An 18,224-nucleotide genomic window follows, 5' to 3' on the forward strand; every position below is an offset into this window, starting at 1 on the left:
AGCATGTTTAATCATCTCGTGCGTTAAGTCCATGTCTGAACCCATCTGGTCGTATGTTACCCCTGGTATTCCTGACGAATTATTCGATCGCTTGCCAGGTATTCCTATGAGCAAATGTGAGACTCGTCTCTTAATCATTGGTCAACTGCGCTTAATACGAGATGCGGTTTTATGGGACATTGGCGCAGGTACAGGGACGATTCCCGTAGAGACAGGCTTGCTATGCCCACAGGGAAAAATTGTGGCGATCGAGCGAGATGAAGATGTAGCAGGTTTAATCGAGAGTAACTGCAAAAAATTTGGGGTCGGTAATGTCGAGATTAAAATCGGTAGTGCGCCTGAATGCTTAACCAATTTAACTACTGATCCCGATCGCATTTGTATTGAGGGTGGGCGATCAGTTTCGGAGATTTTGGAATATTGCTGGGGAAGATTGCAAATAGGTGGTCGGGCGATCGCTACAACTAATAGTTTGGAAGGTTTGTATGCGATTTCTGAAAGCTTTGCCAAATTACACGCACGCAATGTTGAAGTGGTGCAGTCTTCGGTTAACCGTTTAGAAACTCGTGGCAATCGCCAAGTTTTCGCCGCCGTCAGTCCCATGTTTATTATTAGTGGCGAAAAAATCTAATAAAGTGGCGGCGCTTTGCGCCGCCACTTTTAAGAAAAAATGCATCGTTTTGCAATGTATTTTTCTCTTTATATAGCAAAGCAAGAGTTAGCCAGTACAAACCAAAACCCCAAAAGCGAGTTGCGGCGCTACGCGCCGCAACTCGCTTTTGGGGTTTTATGTCCTAAGCAAACCTTACATTGCTACAGTTAAGAAATTTCGCGAATTTGGGGCTTACCATCGACAAATTCACCAACCAAAATCAGATCGGTAACGCCGACAAATAGACCATTTTCCACAACACCTGGGATGTTATTTAAAGTCTTTTCTAATTCCGCCGCATCCGCGATCGCTTCAAAAGTCACATCAAGCACCATATTGCCTTGATCGGTAATGACGGGGCCATCCTTCTTCACACCCATTCTCAAGTCTGGCTTACCGCCTAGTTTTTCAACGGCTCGCGTCACTGGCGCAACTGCCATCGGCAACACTTCAATCGGTACAGCAAAGGTCGAACCCAGCTTGTCTACTAATTTCGACTCATCCACGACTACGATAAACAGTGAAGCAAGAGAATCAACAACTTTTTCACGGGTATGGGCTGCGCCACCACCCTTAATCAAAGTCTTATGAGGATCAACTTCGTCCGCACCATCGATCGCCACATCAACGCGATCGACATCATCCAGACTACGGATCGGAATACCATATTTTTTGCCTAAAACTGATGCTTGGAAGGAGGTGGGAATGCCCACAATATCCTTAAGTTCACCAGCCGCTATCCGTCTACCTAGCTCTTCGATCGCAAAAGCAGTAGTTGAGCCAGTACCTAAGCCTACGACCATCCCAGACTGCACTCGTTGCGCCGCCGCAATCCCAACTTCTTGTTTTAACTTTTTAATATCTTCAGCAGAAATACTCATTAGAAATACTTATTTATAACTTTTAAAGCAGTACTTTTAATCCTATCGCACCATGCGAGACAAGAAGACATCAACTTAATGGGAAGGTCATTATATCGCTCTGATCTCCTTAAGTTGGGATTAAGTGCTATTTATTAAAGCCAATTACAATATTGCTACAAAGCTTGGGAGAGTCAAAAATCGCTTTGGCTAACTATACTCATTCAGGGGTTTTACAAGCCATAGAAAATGGAATCAATCCTCTTACTCTGACCCCCCGATATACCGAAAAAATTATTTTCTTTGCAGATATTATGGGCTTTGCCAGTATGACTGAGAAATTGCAAGTGACCGAAGTTGTGGAATTACTCAATCAATTTTTTACGATCTGCACTTCAGAAATTGCCGCTAAAGGAGGTGAAGTTACGAAGTTTATAGGCGATTGCGTGATGGCATATTTCGATGGTGATAAGGCGAATGAAGCTTTACAAGCCAGTCTCGATATTCTCTCAGAGTTAGAGGTTTTACGCGATCGATCGCCTGTTAATAGCCCGTTGCGAGTTCTCTATGTTGGAATTGGGCTATCTAAAGGAACAGTTCTAGAAGGAAATATAGGTTCTCAAACAAAAAAAGAGTATGCAATCATCGGCGATGCAGTTAATGTTGCCGCCAGAATCGAATCTTTAACCAGAAAGTTAAATAGATTTTTAGTGTTTTCAGCAGCAGTAAGAGAAGGACTTAACGATCGCTGGGAATTATTAAAAATGGGTGATTTCTATGCTAAAGGAAGAGAAGCGATCGTGGAGGTATATTCGATTGACGATCCTTTGGCATCTCAAAAATCAGATTTTCATAATCTAAAACAAGAGATTAACGAGCAGCTTGAACTCATAGGAAAGCAAACTCTAGCATCTTACAAACAACGCAAAACCCTATTTAAGCTATACGATCGCTAATAACAATCCCAGACCTATGCGCTCAGAAGCAGTAATATAGAATATAGGAAGAAATATTTACGCCGTATTGCTTATAACCCTTCTCTCCTCATTTGCGTTACAAGTAGTAAAGGAGCTTAATTGTTTCTTCTTCTACCCAACTATATAATATCTCTTTAATCAATTTTTTTCATAAAAATAACCTCTCAATTTCATGAAAAGGCTAACTTATATTAGTAGCTTCTCGCGATCGCTTAGCAAAAGAGAAATTGAAGCCATTGGGCATATTTCTCAAACTAATAATTCTAGGGAAGGAATTACAGGGGTTTTATTAAGCTGTAACAGCATTTTCTTTCAAATTTTAGAAGGCGATGAAGACTGCATTGATCGGCTGTATGAGAAGATTTTACGAGATGATCGCCACAATGGCATTTTATGCCTGAAATCTGAACAAAATGTTTCAACGCGTAAATTTCCTGACTGGTCAATGGAAGTTATTGTTCTTGATGAAAATAATGACATTCTCTTGCAACCAATTAAAATTCTTTTGCAAACTTTAGGTGAATCTCAAACTATTCTGGCTAGCTATACTCAATCGGGAGTTTTGCAAGCAATTGAAAATGGGATTAATCCCCTCACCCTTAAGCCCCGCTATAGCGAGAAAATCATCCTATTTGCGGATATTATCTCCTTCTCTAGTATTACCGAAAAACTACAGGTTGCGGAGGTGGTGGAACTCCTCAATCAATTTTTTACAATTTGTACCAATGCGATCGCCTCAAAAGGTGGCGAAGTCACAAAATTTATCGGGGACTGTGTCATGGCATATTTTGAAGGCGATCGCGCCAACGAAGCAGTCCAAGCAAGCTTAGAAATTCTCTCAGAGCTAGAAATCTTACGCAGTCACTCCCCTGCCCATAGTCCTCTATGTGTTCTCTATACAGGTATCGGCATTTCTAAGGGAATTGTTTTAGAAGGAAATATTGGTTCTCAAACTAAAAAGGAATATACAGTCATAGGCGATGCTGTGAATGTTGCATCGAGGTTAGAAGCGATCACTAGAAAGCTCAATCGCTTTTTAGTATTTTCGGCGGATGTGCGCTTAGGTTTAAGCGATCGCTGGAAACCTGTTCGGCTGGGAGATTTTCATACTAAAGGTAGAGATGAAATCGTAGAAGTTTACTCCATTGATGACTTTCTCACTTTTCAAAAGTCAGATTTTCGTAAGCTCAAGCAAGAGATCCGCCAACATTTAGACTTGATTAGCTGCCAATAGCATCAACAATTGCTGTACGATCGCTAATAGTATTTACAAGCAGGCTTACAAATACTATTAGCTAGGCAAAATTAAATATAAAACCCCAAGACCTGTGGCGCACGTTGCGCGTGCGTCACAGGTCTTGGTTCTGGGTTTTTAATTATGCCCAGCTACTTATTAGCGATCAATTAGGCGATTAATATATCCATGATGTCAAACCTTTTAGATAACCGCTATCGCGTCACTAGCATATTAGGAAGTGGCGGCTTTGGGGAAACCTATCTGGCTGAAGACACCAAAATGCCATCAAATCGTCGCTGCGTGATCAAACAACTTAAGCCCATTGCGGACAATCCGCAAATGTATGAATTACTGCAACAGAGATTTCAACGGGAAGCAGCAGTTTTAGAAACTCTAGGGGAAGAGAGTCGATATATTCCCAAACTCTATGCTAATTTTGTGGAAAATGGACTGTTTTATTTAGTTCAAGAATGGATTGATGGACTCACCTTAACTGCCGAAATCGAACGTAATGGCAAATGGAACGAAGCGTTGGTTAGAGCCTTACTCATCAAGACACTTCAGACTCTCATCTATGTCCATGAACGGGGCATTATTCATCGTGATATCAAACCTGACAATATTATCTTGCGCTCTAGTGAACCTGTGCTGATCGACTTTGGCGCAGTCAAAGAAACGCTCAATGTAAGCACCCTGAGAAGTTCTGCACAACAAGCACATTCCATCGTCATTGGTACACCCGGGTTCATGGCTTCAGAGCAAGCCGCAGGGCGACCTTTTTTTGCTAGCGATCTTTATAGTCTGGCTCTCACTGCCATTTTTGCCCTTACGGGTAAGTATCCCCAAGAGTTAGGCACTGATCCCCAGACAGGCGAAGTGATTTGGCAACCCCATGTGATGGCAATTAGCGATGATTTAAAAGCCATATTTACTAAGGTTTTGCAATTCGATCCTCGCGATCGCTATAGTTCCGCTAGAGAAATGCTGACAGCCTTACAACCCGATCCCCAAGTTCCTAATTTGGCTGAGACTAAGCCCATTCCCGCCAATTCCTCTGCTGCAAATATGTCCAGTATGCAGACTGTGGCGGTTACGCCCAGAGGATATGTCCCCCCTAGCAATTCAACTCAAAATCAAAATCAATCTCAAAATCCAGAAATCTATATCTATCAGCCGCAAAAAGATCCCAAGAAAAAAGTAATCGCTCAGTTAATAGCCACTGCTATTGTTGGCATATCCCTTGGCGCAGCGATCGCCTTGGGCGTAGTAATTACTCAAAATGGCGGTATAGCTGCTTTCTGGAACAAACTCTTCAACTCTAGCCAACCCATAGATAAAAAATCCTTCTACTTTCTAGCGGATTCCGCCTTTGAAGACAAAAACTATACCGAAAAAAGAGTCCAGAACTTAATCGCCCAAGGCTTTAAACAGGCAGGCTTATTTTGGATACCCGACTATCCTAATCTTGGGGATAGCCAGTTTTACCAAGTTTATGCCGTTCCCTTCACCGAAGCTAAAAGCTGTACCGAAGATCTCAAAGCCTATGTCAATCGAGTCCCAGACGCTTACTGTGCCTTTGCGAGCAAAAATGCTAAAGATCCTGTAAATCGGATCACTGGCGAAAAATTATCCGTATCTCCGCCCAATTCGCCATCCCCCACCCCATCGCCCACCGTAACCTCACCTAAGCCCAAACCCGATCCAGAAAAAGCCATTAGGGACTATTACAGTCTCATCAACAATCGGCAACTACAAACCGCATGGCAAAATTTAACGCCCAAGTTCCAACGCGATCGGGCAAGTGGCTATCAAACATTTACAGACTGGTGGAGTACCGTCAGTAAGGTTTCGATTAATAGTACAAGAATCGTCGAAATCAAAGACAATACAGCAACTATTGATATTGATCTCACCTATCAAAAGGGAAAGGCGATCTTTCCTGAAACCCTTCGCATGAGCTTAGTGTGGAACGAAGCTCTAGGTCAATGGCAGATCAATGAAACTAACCGCCAATAAATCTAGCAAAAAACTGGTTAAAAGTGGTGCAAAGCACCACTTTTAACCAGTTTTTTTGTTGGGGCTTAAGCACAAAGCGCTGTAAATTAATTTTTTTTACTCATTGCTAGCCACTTTTCATTGGCTAAATCGTAAATTTCCCCATTAACTTCCTCCGATTTCCTTCCTTTAGCAAATTTTTCAACTTCTCTCCTTACTAAAAATCTTCCCCAAAATGGAACATCCTTTAACTTGTTTTCAGCTTCATTAGTCCAGTTCATGTCTTTACCTATAAATTTATACTTTGTTTTCTTGAGAGCAACATTTGCTTGATTACAAAACTATTCTATATCCATAGACCTAGCTCTCAAGAAATAGTTATTGATTTTTTATAAGTAAGCACAAAACAAATGTATTTAATAATACTTTACATAATTTAAAAATAGATGTAAGGTGATGCTCATGTTAAACGCAAGTATAAATTTCCTTTTACTACTGCACAAACCATGTCTACCATTGGAGGTAACGTTATGGCAGCACTAAGGGCAAAAATCAGCGATTAGTTACTGATTAATCAAGCAATCATATGTTGACAATGCACTAACTAAGCAAAAAATTTTAAACTCAACGCATATATAAGTTTAGTTAGTTGTTATTGATAACAGGTCTAATACTTGTCTCACAAAATTTACTTGATGAATGTTCTAACTAATGGCATAGGTTAGTTAAACCTCTTCAACACATATAGCGGCTTTTATTTTGCTGTAGGCGAAATAAAAAATCAAAACCTTTTCTGGGATTAATTTTCTTCAAATGAGTATGCACACTCATTTGAAAACCGCTATACCTGTAAAAAATAGTGAGACCTCAACCTTGGAGGTTTTATGAATGTACGTGGAAAAACAGCTCTAATTACTGGAGCCTCTCGCGGAATCGGTCGAGCGATCGCTCTGGAGCTTGCTCAAAAAGGAGTAAAGTGCGTGATCTTGGTAGCTCGTGATTTGGAACGTTTAAATTCTGTTGCTTCCGAAGTAGAAGCTTTAGGAACAGAAGCGGTAAGTTTACCTCTCGATTTATCTCAAACTGTTGAGGTAAATATTGCGATCGCGCAAGTATGGAGAGATTTCGGTCCTATCGATATCCTGATTAACTGTGCAGGAGTGGCGCATCAATCATCATTTTTGCGATCGCGCTTGCAAGATGTGCAATCAGAAATCGAAGTCAATCTATTGGGAATGTATGCCATCACACGGATGGTGGCGCGTCGGATGGCTGCTCAACGAAATGGTCGAATCGTCAATGTCTCTAGCCTCATGGGTAAGGTTGCTGCTCCTACGATGGCTACCTATTCTGCTACTAAGTTTGCGATCGTGGGCTTCACTCAAGCCCTACGTGGTGAATTAGCAGCCTATAACATCAAAGTGTCAGCATTACTTCCATCTCTTACGGATACTGACATGGCGCAGGATTTGGAATGGTTCCGATGGGTAGCGCTGATGACTCCCAAACAGGTAGCCAAAGCCTTAATCAAAGGGCTAGACCATGAGTCCCCTGAAATCCTTGTCGGTTGGCAAAGCCATCTTGCGGTCTGGTGTCATCGACTTTTTCCATTCCTAATGGAAAAGATTTTACTCATCGCTGCACCTAAAGTAGGTTAATACTCAAGGCGATGTGATTTGTTTCCAGACAAGGGGCTTACTCCCTTCCCACTCCAGAAATAGCGGTGCGCGGCTTTGCCGCGCACCGCTATTTCTGGATTTTATATGTCTATTTTTTCGGTGGGAAGAGAGTAAGTCCTTTGTTCATTCAAAAAAAAGAAAGAGTAGCCGAGCAATGCAGGGCTACTCTTTCTTTTCTCTTTTTTTGAGACTACTTATCAATCTTGAAAGATGTAATAAAGCGGTCTACGTCAGCGATCGCCAACTTATCCTTAGCCCCTAGCGCAAATACTTGATACAAGCGATTATCCGCAAGACAAAATCTTCCTTTCATCAAAACATCTGTAGATTGAACCTTGCCGCTAGCTTCAAAATCGCGACATGGCACATCACCTAGGGAAGATTCTTTCTCCGACTTAATTTCTCCCTTGAGGTTAGATACAGAACCCCTAACCGAATCAGCCAATCCTTTCTGTACATCCGCAGGATTAGCAATTTTGCTTGGAAAATCTGCGTAGCCTACAAAATAACCTGAGTCATTGGATTCAGCAATCACCATATTGAGCTTAATATTTCCCACATCAGTTTTTTGATCTTGAGACTGCTCTTGAGGCTTACTAGGCACTTGGATGCTAAATTTCCCAGCCCCTGATTTATAGTCCTGCCAACCCGCAGCATTCGCTGGAGACTTGTCATCAGCCTTAGGCGACTCAGTAGCGGTGGGCTTATCAGATACTTTCTCAGTAGGTTTAACAGAGGGGGTAGCAGAAGAAACCGAGGCTGTGGGGGTAGGGGTTTCGGCGTTTGGTGTAGAAGGAGTGCAAGCGCTAACTGCAAATAAGACTAAACCAGAGACTAAGGAAATGTATTTTTTCATGTCTAATTTAAGATATGACCTTCAGTTGAGTGATCAGCAATAGACTTGTAGCTTACTATATCGCGCATTAACCGTGCATTAACAAAGATTAGCTAAATGCTAATAATTAGGCGATCGCGGCAAAGCCGCGATCGCCTAATTATTAGCATTTAGCGGCTATTTTTTTTGTGGACACTTTTAGAAATTAAAACCAACCCCGTATTACCAAAACCCAAAATAGCTACGCCATTTTTGAGTTTTAGTAATACGAGTATTTTTACTAGGTACAGCACTTTGCGTTTTCTTAAAATCCAGATAAATATTGAAAAAGCTTGCAAAGCAAGCTTTTTCAATATTTATCTGGACTACATACTGCTTCAACAGGCTGGATCAAAGTGAGAAGTCCTCGTTGCAGTTTAATAGTTTTGGCGGATAGACAAAAGTTAAGTTTAATGTGTGATTTCGATTTAAAGGCAAAAAAAATCTAATATAGTAATTAAGAGAACATCTATGTAGTCTCTCCTTTTATAGCTTTTAGGCAAAGTACCCATGAAGTAATTAGCAACTGAGTTTGTAGCTTAGTAGCTGGAATTAAATGAGAATTGACTATCAATTTGCGTAAGGGGAATGTGAGGCTCATTCACACTCATTTGGACGGGAGGTGGAAACCGTGCAAGGTAAATTTCACAACCAACAACTGCTGGCTCTGTTAAAAAAACTAGAGAGTATAGCCTTTTCGGGTACTGTCAACCTCGATTTAGAAATCAAGGATGAGCATTTATCCAAATGTATTTTGGCTTGGCGCAATGGCTTACTCATGTATGCAGTGCCATGCTTACCAGACATTCATGCAATTATTGACTTTCTCGAACATAAATTGCATCGTCAATGGATTGCTCCAGCCGTGGTATTTGCTTCGCGACAACTTAAGGATGAACATTCAACCCAAGAATTGATCGAACGCCTGATCGCTATGGAACTGTTTACATGGGGAGAGATTGAAGCAGTTTTCTATGCTCAGACGATTGTGCGCTTGGAACAGATTTGGGAATGTGGGGGAAGTTTTAAGATCGAAAAAAATGTCAATTTGGAACTACGGAGCGCATGGAAAGTTGGGGATCTCTTATTAGAACTTGCTCACCGCAAAGATCGTTGGGCGGCTATTAGGTCGTTGATCCCCTCTATGAAGCTAATTCCTACGATATCGACAAAAACGGGATCGTCGCCCATGCCTCCTAGCGTCAAGAAGCATTTGATGGAATGGGTGGATGGAAAGCGATCGCTCTGTGATATTTCGCAAAGTTTAGATAAAGATCCTTTGCAAATCGCGCAGTCCTACGCTAAATGGGCAAGGGAAAAATGGGTTAATTTCATTTCCGAAGAAACTAACGCGATGCCATTGATTTTGGCGATCGATGATAGTGCAGTAGTGCAGCAAATGATTCAACGCACGCTCTCTTCTTTTTGTCGAGTTGCCGTGGCGAGTAATGCTGTGGATGGACTAGGTGTAATGTATCACCAGCCAGTGAAGTTACTATTGCTGGATGTGATGATGCCTGAAATTGATGGATTAGAAGTTTGCCGCACAATTCGCCGTATGCCTCAGTTTACCGATTTGCCGATCATTATGCTGACGGGCAAGGATGGCTTCTTTGACAAGATGAAAGGCAAAATGGCTGGCTCCAATGAATATATTACGAAGCCCTTTGAAGCCGAAAATCTCAAGCAGTTAGTACGCCAATACCTCCATTTACCCACGCCTTCTCCGAAGACTGAAGCCCAGCCAGACAGGCAAGATCTAGGGCATCAGCAAAATATGGTGAAGTCGTCACCAACTTGTACGCTAAAGGATACGCCGCAGGATCAGATGACAACACGAATTCAATATCAATGTAGTTAGTGAGGCAATAGGGGCATCATGTTATCTCAAGAACTTACCCAAAAATATTATGTAATCTTTTCACTGCATGGATTGTCCTACGGTATTGATGCAATGTCAGTGAAAGAGATTTTCTCATTGCCAGAATTGGCGATCGCGATTGATGCTCCTGAAGATGTGGTGGGGCTGTTAAATCTACGGGGCAAGCTAGTACCAGTGATGGATTTAAACCGTCGCTTTGGATATCCTTTTCAAGAATACAAATTGTCGGATTCGGTGATTGTGATCGAGGAGGAAGGGGAACTGCTGGGGATTGTGGTTAATCAGGTGCGGGAGGTGATTTCTATAGATGCTGAAGCGATCGAAAATACGATTTACACGCGACATCCCTCACGCTTGATTAGTAGTGTCGCTAAGTTGGGCGCCGAGAATATTGCTTTACTCAAATCAGAAGCATTATTCGAGTACACCAATGCTGTCTTAGAGATGTCTGCTCATGCGCCTAATAGTGCTGACAATGCAGATGTAGATAGGGAAGAAGTTGTCTTGCATCATTGGGTCGAAAAACAAGGCAATTTCTTTGATACCTTTTGTCCCCATACCACGCCGCAGGAACATCACACTTTTCATTTGCGTGCTGAGCAACTGATGCAAGCGTCACAGCGCAACGATCTTATGGGTTTACGTCCCCTCGCCGTGGTCGGTTTGGGTGATGAATACTTCGGTTTAGATTTGGAGGTTGTCCGCGAATTTACCGAATTTCATAAAGTGACACCTATTCCCTGCTGTCCTGATCATGTGATTGGCAATATCAATTTGCGCGGCGAAACCGTGACGCTGATTGATATTCGTCGCGCTCTGCATATGCAGATTGACGAACACCATCCCACTTCTAAGGCGATCGTGGTTCATATTGACGAGCTGGTTATGGGGATTCCTGTGGAGAGGGTGTTTGATGTGCTGTATTTGCAAAAGAGCGACATCAAGCCCAATCCGATGGCAACCAGTGACGGCGATCGCGATTATTTACAAGGGACAGTTCTCTATCAAGAAAAAATGATGGGAATTTTGAATCTTGCCAAGATTTTCGCGGAGGGGAATCTTTCGGTGAATGAGGAGGTATAGGGAATTACGAATTGATTTGCTACTTCAAGACTGATAACTCGAACTGAATAATTTTAGATTAATTGGGGCTAAGACTATGTTTAACAATTTGAAACTCAGGGGCAAAATGCTCGTTGGCTATTCTGTGCCAGTAGCTTTAATCACAGGGCTGGCGATCGGCGTATACACCACTTCGCAAACTGTGGGTAAGAACTTTGAACACGCATTGGTGGCTACCGATCGCGCTAGAGTTTCCGACGCCTTGGAATTAAGGGTTTCGCAGATTGCTCGCCAATCACGGGGCTATGCCCTCACCACAGACAAGGAGTTATTGAATCGCTATGAAGGTGGCGTAAAGACTTTGAATGAAGTCCAAGCAAAGGCTTTGGCATTGGTCAAAGATGCGATACCTGAACAAAAGGAACGCATGACTAAGATGGTGGCTTTTAGTGAGCAGTATGAAAAAATTACTCGCAGTCAGGTTGATGCGGCTAGAGTCGGCAACCGTAAAGTGGTTTTGGATACTGTAGAACAGGGCGCAGAACTCCTGAAATCTTTTGAGGCGGTGATGAAGGAGTTTGACGGTCGCCAAGCTGAGGTGGTTAAGGAAGCAGAAGCCACCACTAAGAATGCTTTGGGGTTATTGGTTACGATGTCAGTACTTGGTGCTATGGCTTCTCTAGTGATTGCTTTGGTGGTTGCTTTTGTGATTTCTTCAGCGATCGCCAATACCCTCAATCAATCTGCCAGTGAGATCGCTAGTTCTTCGGCACAGATTGCCAGCGCCGTCGAAGAGCAGGAGCGCACCGTCTCGCAACAGGCAAGCTCGGTCAATGAAACCTCAACCACGATGGGCGAACTTGGCACATCTTCGCGCCAATCCTCAGAACAAGCGGAAGTCTCAGCATCTGGCGCACGCCATGCCCTCTCGCTCACCGAAAGCGGCACAAAAGCAGTCCGTCAAACCCTTGATGAGATGACTACCCTTAAGGATAAAGTCGGCGCGATCGCGGAACAAATTTTGCGACTCAGTGAGCAAACTAATCAGATCGGTAATATTTCGGGACTTGTGGGCGACTTGGCAAATCAAACTAATATGCTGGCTCTGAATGCTGCTGTAGAAGCCGCCCGTGCTGGCGATCATGGTAAAGGCTTTGCGGTAGTTGCGGAAGAGATTCGTAAACTCGCCGATCAAAGCAAGAAGTCTGCTGAAAAAATCAACACCCTTGTTTCCGACATTCAAACGGCGATTAACTCAACCGTGATGGTTACCGATGAAGGTAATAAGACCGTCAACGAAGGTCTATCCCTCGCTCGCAGCATGGCTGAAGCATTCACAGGCGTCTCGGATTCTATTAATAACGTCTTTATCAGCAGTCAACAGATTTCGCTAAATGCCAAACAACAGGCAGTGGCAATCAATCAAGTTGTGGAAGCGATGAATGCGATTAACCTTGGCGCAAGGGAAACCGCTTCGGGCGTATCGCAGATCAAGGTCAGCACCCATCAACTTAATGCGGCGGCGCAGAAGTTACAGGCAGTGGTGTAGACCCTCACCCCTAGCCCCTCTCCCTTAATGGGAGAGGGGGACTAGAAAGTTGATGGCTCCCCTTCTCCCCTAGTGGGAGAAGGGGCTGGGGGATGAGGGGCAAGTATTAATAAGGAGTGCCTATTATGTATATCCAAGATGAAGAACTGAGAAATGTCTTTAAGATCGCTAGTGAAGAACATATTCAGAAGTTAGAAGAAGACTTTCTATTTCTCGAAAAAAATCCACAGGATAAGGCGCATTTAGAGGAAGCATTGCGAGAAGCGCATACCCTTAAGGGTGATGCGCGGATGTTGGGCATTTCAGGCGTGGAGACGCTCACTCACCAAGTTGAGGATCTACTCGGAGCCGCGAAACGGGGAGAGTTAGAAATATCGGGCAAAATGCTCGATCGCCTGTATTTAGGACTAGATGCGATCAGGCAGTTGGTGCATGAGGCGATCACTGATGAGGAAGCGCGAATTAGTATTTTTGAAGTGCTGGCGCAGTTAATGGGAGCTGAGGTGCAGGAGGCGGAGCCGAGCAAGGAAAACGATCTTTTTAACGATCCCTTTGAAGATACTAGGGATGTGATGATGAATACGCCGCCTGTGGTCGAAAATTTATCATCATTGCCAAATAATATTGCGCCTAGCCCTGAACTGGTGAGCCTCAATAGTGTGAATGGGAATGGTCAAAAACTTAATGGCAATGGTCATCAAAATAATGGCAATAAAGGCGTAGCGATCGCACCTTTGTCCGAAAGTTCTACCAACGCCAAAACTAACCCCACCATCCCTGCGGCTCCTCCCCTAAATCCTAGTCCTCAAGTCACCCAATCAGCGCGATCGCCTGAAAGTGCAACCCATCCTGATCTGCGATCGGCTAATGGCAATGTTAATAGTACTAATGTCATTAACAACAATTTAACCGCCACCTTTAGCGAAACCGATAAATATCGCATTGATACAATTCGCGTTGATCCTCAGAAGCTCGATGCCTTGATGACCCAAGTTGGTGAGTTAACCGTTACCAAAATTCGCATCTCCCAAAGACTTACGGAAATTGAAGAAATTATTAGCCTCTGGGAAGAATGGAGCCGCGATACCTTTGTCAGCCGCCTTGCTCTCGAAAAAAATGGCAAAGCTCTATCTGATATTTCTCTGGGTAAAGAAGGCGATCGCCATAGCCCTAAAAACAGCAACTTCCACCGCCGCCTCGAAGAAAGACTCGATCGCCTTGGGAATCAACTCAACCATCTCCGCCGCAATACTTACGAAGACACGGCGCGACTCGACTCGATCGCAGGGGATCTCAAGGAAGGTATTCGCACTCTTAGACTATTGCCTCTTGCCACCGTCTTTAATCTATTTCCGCGCATGGTGCGCGATCTGGCACGACAACAAGCCAAAGAGGTCGAGCTAATCATCGAAGGCGGCGACACCTCCGCCGATAAGCATATTCTTGAAGAGATCAAAGATCCTTTGATGCACCTGATCCGCAATGCGATCGATCATGGTATCGAGTTACCTTCCGAGCGCGAAAAAGCTGGCAAGCCCAGAGTTGCCACGATCCGCCTCAAGGGTTTGCAAAATGCCCGTAGCGTGATCATCGAAATCAGTGACGATGGCAGAGGGCTGAACATAGACCAGATCCGCCAAGCTGCTATCCAGCGCGGTATTTGTCGTGAAGAAGAACTAGCATCAATGTCGGAAGCACAAATTCACAATTTAGTCTTCACTTCGGGCTTTTCCACCCGCCTTGCGGTTACCCAAATGTCTGGGCGCGGCGTGGGCTTGGATGTAGTTCGCACCAATATCGAACGACTCAAGGGCGATGTTTGGGTAGAATCTAGCGCTGGGCAGGGTTGTCAGTTCCGTATGCAGATTGACACCACCCTCGCCACTACCCATGTCCTGATTGCCGCCGTCAAAGATACGCCCTATGCCCTCCCTGTGGAATTTGTGCAAACTACGCGCCTGATTCCCCGTCAAGATATTTTTTCCATCGAAGGCAGTCACACGATTACGATCGATGAGCATCCAGTATCCGTGGCTTGGCTGTCGGACTTACTGGAATTAGATATCAGCGATCGCAACTTTAACCACAAGTCCTTGCCCTGCATCATCCTCAAAATCGGAGTCGAAAGATTAGGCTTAATTGTTGATGCTTTACTCGATGAGCAAGATGTCGTCATGAAGCAACAAAGCAAACTCCTCAAAAGGATTCGTAACGTCAGTGGCGCGACTATTTTAGGCACAGGCGAAGTCTGCATGGTACTCAACCCATCGGACTTATTAAAATCGGCGCGGAAACGTGCAGGATTTGTCTCAACGAGTAAACTGTTAGAATCTGTACAACGCAAGAAAATAGTCTTAATGGTCGAAGATTCGATAACAGTCCGCACCCAAGTCAAACGCATTTTCGAAAATGCGGGTTATGAAGTCATTGCCGCCGTTGACGGTTTAGATGGCTATGAAAAACTTCGCACCAAATCCGTTGATGCCGTAGTTTCTGACATTCAAATGCCGCACCTTGATGGGCTAGAACTCACCGCCCGCATCCGTCAGCACAAAGAATATACCGATCTGCCCGTAATTTTAGTTACATCCCTCGCTTCCGAAGAGGACAAACGCCGAGGTGTAGAGGTGGGAGCCAATGCCTATATCGTCAAGAGTGCCTTTGATCAAAATGTGCTTCTAGAGACATTAGGGAGGCTGATCTAAATGCCTAAGTCACCGATCCGCGTATTACTGGTTGACGATTCCCACATTGCCCTAGAGATTTTGCAACGGATTCTCTCCCAAGCTCCTGATATCTTAGTAGTAGGCTGTGCCAAAGATGGCATCGAAGCCTTAGCCCTCTTGCCTCAAGTCAATCCTGATGTGATCTGCACCGATTATCATATGCCGCGAATGAACGGCTTGCAGCTTACGGAATTGGTAATGATGAAATATCCGCGCCCAATTTTAGTAATTAGCATTTCCGTACAAACTGAAGATGCGCGAACCATTTTTAAAATGCTGGAATCGGGTGCTGTCGATGTCTTCCCCAAACCCCCCAGTGGCTTGTTTGAAGATTACAAAAAAATCCAACAGGACTTAATCGAACGGATTCGGGTTTTGTCAGGGGTTTCGGTATTCACACGCACTAAGCGCAATACCTTACTATCTCTCGAAAAACAAACCTACAAAGAACCCGCCCCACCACCAGTATTTTTTGCGATCGCCCCTGACACCCAGATTGTCACCATTGGCGCATCCACAGGTGGTCCCCAAGCCTTACAAACTTTATTAACCCAAATCCCTGTGGGATTTCCTGCGCCCATTGTCTGTGTGCAGCACATTAGTCGCGGCTTTTTAATGGGATTAATCGATTGGCTCGGCTCCCTTTGCCATTTGCCCGTCAAAATTGCTGTCCAAGGCACGATGCCCGAAGCTGGCACGATTTACTTCGCGCCAGAGGATCGCCAACTCGAATTTGACGATCGCGGCAGATTTTTCTACACGGCAGCTTTTCCTGTGGATGGACATTGCCCATCAGTGACAGTTACTTTTCAGGCGGCGGCGAAGAGTTATGGGGCGCGAAGTATTGGCATTTTGCTAACAGGAATGGGACGCGATGGCGCAACGGGCTTAATGGCAATTCGCAAAGCTGGCGGCGTGACGATCGCCCAAAACGAAGCCACCAGTATTGTGTTTGGAATGCCACAGGTAGCGATCGAAATCGGAGCTGCCCAAAATATTCTCGCAATCCAAGAAATTGCCCCCTTTGTGATGAATCACATCCTCACCACCCAAACCAGTTCTGCATCGTCATGGTAACTATTCCTCAAGCGGTTTTAGATAAATTAAAAGCAGCGATCGCAGAGCGATTTGGAATTTATATTCGTCCCCAAGATGATGCTCCCTTTTGCAAAAAAATTCATGGAAGAGTGCAGGAATTAAGGCTCTCCACCTACGAATCCTACTGCGACCTCCTCAACAGTGCCTCCGATATGAGTCACTCAGAATGGCGCGAACTCGTTCGTCAAATCACGATCTCTGAAACCTATTTCATGCGCGATAAAGGGCATATCAATTTATTGCAAAACAATATATTGCCTGAGATTATTAAGGCGCAGCAAAATACGAAAACCCTGCGTATTTGGAGTGCGGGTTGCTCAACAGGAGAAGAAGCCTATTCCATCGCAATTTTATTGCAGGAACTAATTCCTGATCCTCAGAATTGGAAATTAAAGATTGTCGGGACTGACCTCAATCCTGAAGTAATTCAAAAAGCAAAGCAGGCTATATATAGCGATTGGTCATTGCGGAGCCTTACGCCTAAGCAAAAAAGTCTTTATTTCACACAGCAAGGAAGTCTGTGGCGGCTCCACGAAAATCTTTGCAAAATGGCAGTCTTCTATTCCAATAACTTAGTAGATGAAGATTTTAGTCGGTCATCTTCCGAATTTTCCAACTTCGATTTGATTTTATGCCGCAATGTCTTTATTTACTTTGAGCCGCAGGCTATTAAAAAAGTTTTACATCGCTTTCAACTAGCTCTCAAAAATAATTGCTACTTGATTACAGGTCACATGGAACTGCATGGACAAAATCTTGATGGATTTAAGGTGAATGTGTTTCCCGATGCAGTGGTTTATCAAAAATGCGATCGCCCTAATGCTTATACTACCGAATCCTATGGCAGTCCTGATTTCCGTAATTATCCAACTTCTCCAGCTAGTAATTCCTATCCATCAGCCAATACTTCTTTCAATCAGAAAACAGATTATATAAGTCATTTATCCTACACTCCAAGTTCTCCTAAATCGAATAGTTCTGAAAATCCATTAGCTTCTCCAGATCCCCTTAGTTCTACTTGGGAATCCTATCGCCATGCTTCCAATAACTATGCCGATAGTATCAATAAACAAGAAACAAATCTCCATCCCACAGAAATTAAGACCGATTGGGATCGTCTAGCCGCCGCCGAGGTTGCCATCAGTCGCGCTGCCTACCGCGAAGCTTTGCGCTACATCGAGCAAATCCAAGAAAAACGCTTACATACTCTAAAAATCCATCAACTGAGCGCTCTAATTTATGCGAATTTAGGAGAACTCAAGTCCGCTTATCAAAATTGTGAAGAGATCATCAAACTAGATCCCAATTCCCCCAAGACCTATTACCTGATGGCGCATATTGCCGATGAAATGGGCAAATACGATGATGTGAAGCAACTTTTAAAAAAGGCGATCTATCTCGATCTATATTTTGTGGCGGCTTATCTGGCTCTTGGTGATATCTATGGTCGTGAAAGCGATCGCGATCGCGCTCTTAAAATGTATCGCTCAACTATCGATATTTTAAAAGCATTACCAAGCGATCGCCTTGTGGAAGAGACTGACCTCACCCCTAATGAGTTGATCCCTCAAGTGGAAGAAAGAATGCGTTGGATTGGCGTGGGCTTTTCTCTTTAAAAAACAAAATCCCCGCA

The 18,224-nt window shown here is 43.9% G+C and carries 14 protein-coding genes; 11 read left to right on the plus strand and 3 right to left on the minus strand.

What is annotated here, in order from left to right; genetic code table 11:
- The first annotated feature begins 31 nt into the window (after nt 1–31).
- Nucleotides 32–631 (plus strand): precorrin-6Y C5,15-methyltransferase subunit CbiT, encoded by a 600-nt coding sequence (gene cbiT, locus H6F42_RS12335; RefSeq protein WP_190399661.1) that lies wholly within the window; start codon nt 32–34, stop codon nt 629–631.
- 188 nt (nt 632–819) lie between these two features.
- Here cbiT and rpiA read toward each other — a convergent pair whose 3' ends face one another.
- Nucleotides 820–1,533 (minus strand): ribose-5-phosphate isomerase RpiA, encoded by a 714-nt coding sequence (gene rpiA, locus H6F42_RS12340; RefSeq protein WP_190399662.1) that lies wholly within the window; start codon nt 1,531–1,533, stop codon nt 820–822.
- 185 nt (nt 1,534–1,718) lie between these two features.
- Between rpiA and H6F42_RS12345 the strand changes: the two genes are divergently transcribed.
- The 3 genes from H6F42_RS12345 (at nt 1,719) to H6F42_RS12355 (ending at nt 5,742) form a co-directional block, all read left to right on the plus strand.
- Nucleotides 1,719–2,468, plus strand: a complete 750-nt coding sequence (locus H6F42_RS12345; RefSeq protein ID WP_242018421.1) for an adenylate/guanylate cyclase domain-containing protein — start codon at nt 1,719–1,721, stop codon at nt 2,466–2,468.
- Between the two features lie 193 nt (nt 2,469–2,661).
- Complete coding sequence (locus H6F42_RS12350) at nt 2,662–3,723, plus strand: BLUF domain-containing protein (RefSeq protein ID WP_190399663.1); 1,062 nt, start codon at nt 2,662–2,664, stop codon at nt 3,721–3,723.
- 189 nt (nt 3,724–3,912) lie between these two features.
- Entirely contained in the window at nt 3,913–5,742 is a 1,830-nt protein-coding gene (locus H6F42_RS12355; RefSeq protein ID WP_190399664.1) for a serine/threonine-protein kinase, read from the plus strand.
- An 86-nt stretch (nt 5,743–5,828) separates the two neighbouring features.
- Here the strand turns inward: H6F42_RS12355 and H6F42_RS12360 are convergent, their stop codons facing one another.
- Nucleotides 5,829–6,002 (minus strand): PCP reductase family protein, encoded by a 174-nt coding sequence (locus tag H6F42_RS12360; RefSeq protein WP_190399665.1) that lies wholly within the window; start codon nt 6,000–6,002, stop codon nt 5,829–5,831.
- Between the two features lie 603 nt (nt 6,003–6,605).
- On the opposite strand from H6F42_RS12360, the gene H6F42_RS12365 reads away from it, so the two are divergent.
- Complete coding sequence (locus tag H6F42_RS12365; protein WP_190399666.1) at nt 6,606–7,379, plus strand: SDR family NAD(P)-dependent oxidoreductase; 774 nt, start codon at nt 6,606–6,608, stop codon at nt 7,377–7,379.
- Between the two features lie 211 nt (nt 7,380–7,590).
- Here the strand turns inward: H6F42_RS12365 and H6F42_RS12370 are convergent, their stop codons facing one another.
- Nucleotides 7,591–8,256 carry a hypothetical protein gene (locus tag H6F42_RS12370; protein WP_190399667.1) on the minus strand — a complete coding sequence of 222 codons (666 nt, stop codon included), beginning with the start codon at nt 8,254–8,256 and terminating at the stop codon, nt 7,591–7,593.
- A gap of 649 nt (nt 8,257–8,905) precedes the next feature.
- On the opposite strand from H6F42_RS12370, the gene H6F42_RS22310 reads away from it, so the two are divergent.
- From H6F42_RS22310 to H6F42_RS12400, 6 genes are all read left to right on the plus strand, one after another.
- On the plus strand, nt 8,906–10,135 hold the full coding sequence (locus H6F42_RS22310) for a response regulator (RefSeq protein ID WP_190399668.1): 1,230 nt from the start codon (nt 8,906–8,908) through the stop codon (nt 10,133–10,135).
- Nucleotides 10,136–10,153: 18 nt separating this feature from the next.
- Nucleotides 10,154–11,239, plus strand: coding sequence for a chemotaxis protein CheW (locus H6F42_RS12380; RefSeq protein WP_190399669.1), 1,086 nt, complete (start codon nt 10,154–10,156; stop codon nt 11,237–11,239).
- Between the two features lie 76 nt (nt 11,240–11,315).
- Nucleotides 11,316–12,767 carry a methyl-accepting chemotaxis protein gene (locus tag H6F42_RS12385; protein ID WP_190399670.1) on the plus strand — a complete coding sequence of 484 codons (1,452 nt, stop codon included), beginning with the start codon at nt 11,316–11,318 and terminating at the stop codon, nt 12,765–12,767.
- A 125-nt stretch (nt 12,768–12,892) separates the two neighbouring features.
- Nucleotides 12,893–15,472: a hybrid sensor histidine kinase/response regulator gene (locus tag H6F42_RS12390; protein ID WP_190399671.1), complete on the plus strand. Its 2,580-nt coding sequence runs from the start codon at nt 12,893–12,895 to the stop codon at nt 15,470–15,472.
- Nucleotides 15,473–16,570: a chemotaxis-specific protein-glutamate methyltransferase CheB gene (gene cheB, locus H6F42_RS12395; protein WP_190399672.1), complete on the plus strand. Its 1,098-nt coding sequence runs from the start codon at nt 15,473–15,475 to the stop codon at nt 16,568–16,570.
- Complete coding sequence (locus H6F42_RS12400) at nt 16,564–18,207, plus strand: CheR family methyltransferase (RefSeq protein WP_190399673.1); 1,644 nt, start codon at nt 16,564–16,566, stop codon at nt 18,205–18,207. The genes cheB and H6F42_RS12400 overlap by 7 nt, the downstream gene beginning before the upstream one ends.
- The last annotated feature ends 17 nt before the right edge of the window (nt 18,208–18,224 follow it).

It is taken from the genome of Pseudanabaena sp. FACHB-1998, from assembly GCF_014696355.1.
Taxonomy (GTDB): Bacteria; Cyanobacteriota; Cyanobacteriia; order Pseudanabaenales; family Pseudanabaenaceae; genus Pseudanabaena.